The sequence below is a fragment of the Microbispora hainanensis genome (assembly GCF_006874475.1).
Lineage (GTDB): Bacteria > Actinomycetota > Actinomycetes > Streptosporangiales > Streptosporangiaceae > Microbispora > Microbispora hainanensis.
Window position 1 is genome coordinate 24,197 of record NZ_VIRM01000076.1, and the last position, 7,218, is coordinate 31,414.

The 7,218-nt window shown below is 74.0% G+C and carries 6 protein-coding genes; all 6 read left to right on the forward strand.

Going from position 1 to position 7,218, the window contains the following annotated elements:
* Positions 1-222 precede the first annotated feature (222 nt).
* The 6 genes from FLX08_RS37230 (at position 223) to FLX08_RS37255 (ending at position 7,144) form a co-directional block, all read left to right on the forward strand.
* Positions 223-1,551 (forward strand): YveK family protein, encoded by a 1,329-nt coding sequence (locus tag FLX08_RS37230; RefSeq protein WP_142624962.1) that lies wholly within the window; start codon positions 223-225, stop codon positions 1,549-1,551.
* A complete protein-coding gene (locus tag FLX08_RS37235; protein WP_244313167.1) occupies positions 1,548-2,951 on the forward strand; it encodes a hypothetical protein in 1,404 nt (467 codons plus the stop codon). The genes FLX08_RS37230 and FLX08_RS37235 overlap by 4 nt, the downstream gene beginning before the upstream one ends.
* A complete protein-coding gene (locus FLX08_RS37240) occupies positions 2,948-3,937 on the forward strand; it encodes a hypothetical protein (RefSeq protein ID WP_142624963.1) in 990 nt (329 codons plus the stop codon). Before FLX08_RS37235 ends, FLX08_RS37240 begins: the two co-directional genes overlap by 4 nt.
* Positions 3,934-4,788, forward strand: a complete 855-nt coding sequence (locus FLX08_RS37245) for a sulfotransferase domain-containing protein (protein ID WP_142624964.1) — start codon at positions 3,934-3,936, stop codon at positions 4,786-4,788. Before FLX08_RS37240 ends, FLX08_RS37245 begins: the two co-directional genes overlap by 4 nt.
* Before the next feature lie 182 nt (positions 4,789-4,970).
* A complete protein-coding gene (locus FLX08_RS37250) occupies positions 4,971-6,224 on the forward strand; it encodes a lipopolysaccharide biosynthesis protein (protein ID WP_142624965.1) in 1,254 nt (417 codons plus the stop codon).
* Complete coding sequence (locus FLX08_RS37255) at positions 6,221-7,144, forward strand: sulfotransferase (protein WP_142624966.1); 924 nt, start codon at positions 6,221-6,223, stop codon at positions 7,142-7,144. Before FLX08_RS37250 ends, FLX08_RS37255 begins: the two co-directional genes overlap by 4 nt.
* The last annotated feature ends 74 nt before the right edge of the window (positions 7,145-7,218 follow it).

The following is a 7,218-nucleotide window of genomic DNA, read 5'->3' on the forward strand; positions in this document are numbered from 1 at the left end:
GACATTTCCGTTTTCATCGGCTAATTGAGCGGCCATCGCCTGACCCGAATTCGGCAATAGCCGGGGACGAAACTCCACAGCGGCTTATAGTTCGAGACCGGATCCCGCCGGACCGCCGCCGGGACCACGAACGCGCCCGGCTCTCCCTCCCGCATCCGGAGGGGCACCGGTGGCCCCACCGCCGGCCGCGGCCGCGTGACCAACGAGGGCACGGGGAGTTCGATGAGCCTGCCGCCGCACAGCCGCGACCTTGCCGAATACGGTTCTGTGCTCCGGCGCAGGCGCCTGGTCGCCGTCATCTGCCTGCTCGCCGGAGTGGGCGGCGGGACCGCCGCCCTCGTGCTCACTCCCCCGCGTTACACCGCGACCGCCCAGGTGCAGGTGATGCCGACCGGCGCGCAGGAACAGTTCAACGTGCCGAACTCCCGGCAGCGGGAAATCCTCAATCTCGACACCGAATCGCAGATCGCCCGATCGGCGGTCGTCTCGACCCTGGCCGCCGCGATTCTGAAATATCCGGATCCGGAGGAATTGCGGGAGCACCTGACCGTGGACGTCCCTCCCAATTCCGCCGTTCTCTCCATTTCTTACTCGGCGTCCGATCCGCGGGCCGCGGCCGCCGGGGCCCAGGCGTACGCGGAGGCCTATCTGCGCAACCGCGCCCGCGCCGCGGAGGACGCGATCGGCGGCCAGCTCAGGCTGATCGTCGCGCGGCTGCGCCAGATCGAGGACGACCTGGAGGAGGCGGGCACGGCCCAGACGGCGACCACCGCCACCACGGCGGGGCAGGCGACGTCCAGGCGGCAGGCCCTGCTCGCCCGCCAGGCGGCGGACCTCACGCTGCGCTACGACGCGCTCAAGACCGTCGCGGTGACGCCGGGCACGGTGATCAGCCCCGCCAGGCCGCCCGCCCGGCCGTCCTACCCGAGCCCGCCGCTCTTCCTCGGCAGCGGCCTGTTCCTGGGCGTGCTCGCCGGGGCGGGGGCCGCGTTCGGCCGCGACCGGCTGGACACCCGCATCCGCACCAGCGCCGACATCGAACGGCTGTGCGGCCTGCCGCTGCTGGCCGAGCTTCCGGCCAGGCCGGGCTCGGCGTCCCTCGACGAGATGGCCGCCGCCGTCGCCACGTCTCTGGGCGGCGGGCCCCACCGGCTGCTCGTCGAAGGCGTGGGGACGGGCATTTTCGACGGCGGGCGGGCACGGCGCCAGAAGGGCTCGCGGGCGGCGCGCCAGGACTCCGTGGGAGCAGGACGCCTGGACGGCGCGGGGGCGGGACGCCTGGAAGGCGCGGGAGCGCAGGGCATGGCCAGGCTGCTCACCAAGAGCCTCGGCCCCGCGCTGGCGCATCTGGTGCCGGTGACGGTCGTGACCGGCCGCTCCGCCCATCCCGACGCCGCCGTGCTGCTGGTCGGCCTGCGGCGGACGACCTCCCCCGAGGTCACCCGGGCCGTACGGCAGCTCGCCCGGCAGGGCGCCCGCGTGCTCGGCGCCGTCGCCGTGCCGCCGGGGTTCGTCGCGCCCGTGCCCGAGACGGCGGAGTGGGGCGCGTGACGATCCCCGCCCCCCGCACCCCGGGCGCGCCCGTGGCCGCCGTCCCCCAGCCGCTCAGGGCGTACGGGACGGGGTGGCAGGCCCTTCCCGCCCGGCTCCCCCGGCGCCGTTTCTTGGGGCCGGCGTGGCCGATCGCGGCATACCTGCTCGGTTATCCGGTCTGGTGGGCGCTCGGCCTGGGCGGGCTGTCGGTGGTGGTCCTGGCCGTGCCGATGACCGTGATGCTGTGGCGCAGGCGGCCGATCCGCGCGCCGAAGGGCTTCGGCCTGTGGGCGCTGCTGCTGACGGGCTACCTGATCAGCGCGCTCACGCTCGCCGAGACGCCGGACGGCACGTACGGCGAGCTCGCCGCCGGCCGGGTCATCGGCTACCTGATGCGGCTGGCCGTCTACGTCTCGCTTCTGATCATGGTGCTCTACCTGGGCAATCTCACCCACGACGAGCTGCCGCAGCGCACGCTGGTCAGGTGGCTCGGCGTGCTGTTCCTGACGGCCGTCGGGGGCGGGCTGCTCGGCGTGTTCGCGCCCGGCTTCGCGTTCACCTCGCCGCTGGAGATGGTGCTGCCGTCGTCGATCGGCGGCCATCCCTTCGTCGCCAACCTCATCCACCCGACGTCGGCCCAGATGCAGCATGTGCTCGGGCACGCCGCGCCGCGCCCGGAGGCGCCGTTCGAGTGGGCCAACGCCTGGGGCGCCGACGTCTCGGTGCTGGTGATCTGGTTCGTGGTCGGCTGGTGGACCTACGGGGGACCGTACCGGCGGGTGGCGGCCGTGCTCGTGCTCGCCGCGGCCGCGGTGCCGGTCGTCTACTCGCTCAACCGGGGCCTGTGGATCGGGCTCGGGATCTCGGTGGCCTATGTGATGATCCGGGGCGCACGCCCCCTGCTGGCCGGAGCGGTCGCGGCCGTCGCCGCGGCGGCGTTCCTGCTGTCGCCGCTGAGCACGATCGTCGTGCAACGGCTGGACAACCCGCAGAGCAACGGCATCCGCGCGTTCACGGTCGCGACCACCATCCGGGTCGCGGCCACCTCGCCGGTCATCGGCTATGGCAACACGCGCACCGCGTACGGCAGCCACCGCACGGTCACGACGGGCCGCAGCGCGTGGTGCACGGACTGCGGCCATCCCCCGCTCGGCAGCGACGGGCAGCTGTGGCTCCTGCTGATCAGCCAGGGCTTCACGGGGGCCCTGCTGTACGTCGCCTTCTTCGCCGGAGCGGTGCGGCGCTACTGGGCCGACCGGACCCCCATCGGCAGGGCGGGGACGCTCGTGATGATCCTCGTGCTGCTCTACATGGTCGTCTACGACGGGCTGATCAGCGCCCTGACCCTGTATCTGATCTCCTTCGCCCTGCTCTGGCGCAACGCCGCCGGGGCATCCGACCTCCGGGAGGCCCGATGAGGGACGCGGCCGATCGGCTCCACTACCTGGACGAGGTGATGGACCTGCTGTTCCCCCCTTCCCCGCCCGATGTCCGGCCCGATGTCCGGCCCGATGTCCGGCCGGGTATCCGGCCGGAGGCCCGCACCGTGGTGCCGCACCGCCTCGTGCCCCGGCGGGTCGTCCCGCGCGCGTGGTGGCACCGCGCGCTGGGACGCGGCCTGCCCGTCGCCGGCGGGATCGACACGATCGAGACGCACCTCAGCGACGTCCTCGGCCGCCGGATGCGGGTCGTCGTCCACGTCAGGCCCGCCCGCCGCGCCAACCGCAAGCCGATTCTGGAGGCGTACGACGAGTCGGGGCTCGCGGGGTTCGTGAAGATCGGCGACACGGCGCGAGCCAGGCGGCTGGTGCGCTACGAGAACGAGGTGCTGCGCATGCTCGCCGGGCGGCCGTTGAAGGTCGTCGTGCCGCCCGACGTGCTCTATCACGGCCAGTGGCGGGGCCTTGAGGTGCTGATGCTGTCACCATTGCCCATCGGCTCGCGCCGCGTGGGTTCCCGCCGCGTGCCCGCTCCCCTGCTCGCGTCGGCCGTGCGGGAGATCGCCGCCATCCGCCCGTACGGCGACGAGGCGGGCTGCGGGAACGCCGCGGCCTGGCACGGCGACTTCACGCCCTGGAACCTCGCCGCGGGGACGGACGGGCGGCTGCTCGTGTGGGACTGGGAGCGGTTCGCGGTGGGCGTGCCGCTCGGCTTCGACGTCCTGCACCACTACTTCCATCGGGCGCTGCGCCGGATGCCGCCTCCGGTCGCCGCCCGGTCCTGTCTCGCCCAGGCGGTCGGGCTCCTGGAGCCGTTCGGCGTCGACGTGGCCCAGGCCCGCCGTACGGCGGTCCACTATCTGGTGACCCTGGCCGAGCGGCACCGCCGCGACGGCCACGAGCCGCTCGGGCCGCCCGCCGTCTGGCTGAACCCTCTCGTCGATCACGAGGAGTGCCTGCTGTGAAGGCGCCGTTGAAGCACTCGGCGCACGCCGTGTCGTACGCCGCCGGAAGGCTGACCAGCGGCGGCAGAGTGCTGCCGTCGTTTCTGATCGTCGGGGCGCAGCGGTGCGGCACGACCTCGCTCTATCGCGCCCTGTCCCGGCATCCGCTGGTCATGAAGCCGGTGCTGCGCAAGGGCGTCCACTACTTCGACATGGCCTACGAGCGGGGCCTGCCCTGGTATCGCGCCCACTTCCCGCTGACGTCCCGCGCGCGGGCGGTCCGATACCGATGGGGTCATGCCCCCCAGGCGTTCGAGTCGTCCCCCTACTACCTGTTCCATCCCCTGGCGGGAGCCCGCATCGCGGCCGACCTGCCCGGGGTCAAGCTGATCGTCCTGGTTCGTGACCCGGTCGAGCGGGCCTGCTCCGCGCACGCCCACGAGCTGGCGCGGGGGTTCGAGACCGAGCCGTGCTTCGAGCGCGCCATCGCGCTGGAGCCCGAGCGCCTCGCCGGTGAGGCCGAACGGCTGCGGACCATCCCCGGCCACGCCAGCCACGAGCACCGGCACCACGCCTATCTGGCGCGGGGACGGTACGCCGAGCAACTGGCCCGGCTGGAGCCGCTCGTGGGGCGTGACCGGATCCTGGTCCTCGACAGCGGGCTGCTGTTCCGCGATCCCGGCGCCGTGTATGACCGGGTGCTGGATTTCCTGGGGCTGCCCCGGCTGGGCAGCGTGGAGTTCAAGCGGCACAACGCCCGGCCGCGGGAGGCCATGCCCGCGTCCGTCTATCGGCGGCTTCGGGAGCACTTCGAGCCGTGGGACGCGTTGCTCGTCCCGTGGCTGGGAGCGGTGCCCTCGTGGCGGCGCTGACCGGTCCTCCCACGGGTCCCGGGCGGAACCGTCCCGAGCACGGGACCCCGTCCGGGCCCCCGCATGAGCACGAAGGTCCTCCTGAGCACGCAGGTCCTCTTGAGCGCGAAGGTCCTCCTGAGCGCGAAGGTCCTCTTGAGCGCGGCGGTTTTCGCGGGCGCACGGGCCTTTTCCGGCATGGATTGGCCGGGCTGGCCACGGCGGCCGCCGCCGCGGGCGGGCAGTTCGCGCTCGTGCTCGTGGTGACGCGGTCGCTCACCCCCGCGTCCGCCGGGGCGTTCTTCACGGCCACCGCGCTGTGCCTGATGCTCGCGGGCGTCGTCCGCCTCGACACCGGCAACGGCCTCGTCCACGCCCTGGCCCGCAACCGTTCCGTCCGCTCCCCGGATGGGGGACGGCGGCTGGTCCGCGGGGTCCTCGCGCCGGTGGCCGCGCTCGCGTCGGTGACCGGCGCCGGGGTCGCCGTGGCGGCCGGGCCGCTCGCCGGGCTCACCGGTGTGCCCGGCGGCGTCTGGGTCGTGCTGGCCGCCGCCCTGCCGTTCGTCGTCCTGTCCGACGTGCTGATCTGCGCCACCCGTGGCCTCGGCACCATGCGGCCGACGCTGCTGCTCGCCGGGGCCGTGCAGCCGCTCGGGCAGCTCGCCCTCGTCACCGCCGCCGTGCTCGCGGGGGCCCCGCCGCCGGTGCTCGCCGCCGCCTGGGCGCTTCCCTCCGTGGCCGGCGCGGTGCTGGCCGCCGTACGGCTGCGCGGGCTCGGGCCGTACGACGTGGGGGAGGTGGGAGCCTTCTGGCGGCACACCGCGCCGAGGTCGGCCGCGGCGGCCCTGCAGTCGGTGTTCCAGCGGCTCGACGTGGTGATCGTCGCGCTGCTCGCGGGGCCCGCGGCGGCGGCCGTCTACACGGCGGCGACCCGGTTCAAGGTGCTGGGGCAGCTCGCCGGGCAGGGGCTCGCCCAGGCCGCGCAGGCCCGGCTGGTCAGGGCCCTGGCCGAGGGCGACCTGGACGCCGCCCGAGCCCTCTATCGCACCACCACCAGATGGCTGATCGTGCTCACCTGGCCGCTGTGGCTGGGCTACGCGGCGCTCGCGCCGTGGCTGCTGCCGCTGTTCGGGCCCGCCTACGCCGGCGGCGGCGCGATCGCGATCGTCCTGTCGGCCACGATGATGGTCGCGACCGCGTGCGGCATGGTCGACGTCGTGCTCGTCGCGGGCGGGCGCACGGCCGCCAGCCTGGCCAACGTGACGACGGCCGTCGCCGTGACGATCGCCCTCGATGTGCTGCTCGTCCCCGCGCACGGCGCCCTGGGGGCGGTGCTGGGCTGGTCGGGCGGTGTGCTCGTGAAGAACCTGCTGCCCGCCGTCCAGGTCCACCGCCGCTATGGCCTGCTCCCCTTCGGCGTGGGCCGGTCGGCCGGTCCCGCGAAGGCGGCCTCGTGAGCGGGGAACCGCCTGTGCTGGTCACCGGCCTGCCGCGCAGCGGCACGAGCTGGGTGGGCCGGATGCTCACGGCGAGCGGGCGGCTGGTCTACGTCAACGAGCCGCTGAACCCGCAGCGCCCACCGGGCCGCTCCCCCGGCGTGCTGAACGCGTCCGTCACGCACCGTTTCCAGTACATCTGCCCGGACGACGAGACGCCCTGGCTGGCGGCGTTCTCCCGTACGGCCGGGCTGCGCTACGGCTGGGCGGCCGAACTCCGCCGCAACCACGGCCCCGGCGACCTCGCGCGGATGGCCAAATATGGCACCGCCTTCACCCTCGGCCGCCTGCTGGCCAGGAGGGCGCTGCTGGACGATCCGTTCGCGCTCCTGTCCGCCGAGTGGTTCGCCGCCCGCCTCGGCTGCCGGGTGGTCGTCGTGGTCCGCGACCCCGTGTCGTTCGCCGGGAGCTGGCGGCGGCTCGGCTGGAGGGTGGACATGCGCGAACTCCTCGATCAGCCCCTCCTGCTGCGCGACCACCCGTACGTGGCCGATCTGGAGCCCTTCGCCGGCGAGCACGACGTGATCACCGCGGCAGCGGTGTTGTGGAGGACCGCGTGGCGGGTCACCGACACGGTGGCCGGCCGCACTGCCGGGATCAAGGTCGTGCGTTACGAGGACCTGTGCGCCGCACCCCTCGACGGCTTCCGCGACCTCTACGCCTGGTGTGGCCTGCCCTGGACCGACCGCGCCGTCCGCCGGGTCACCGCCGCCTGCCTGTCCTCCCGCTCTGGATCCCGCCCCGCCTTCGCCTGGACCGGCCTGTCCCGTACGGCCTACCGCCCGATGGACTCCCGCCGGGCACTCACGGCGACCTCCCTCCCCCACGACGACGCCACCCGCGTACGCGCTCTGACCACCGATCCAGCCGTATCCAGCTAGGCATTCGCCGGTCCGGCGTGCGGGGAGCGCAGCTCAGCTGGCGCGGCCCGCGATGAGCCGACGCCACCGATCAC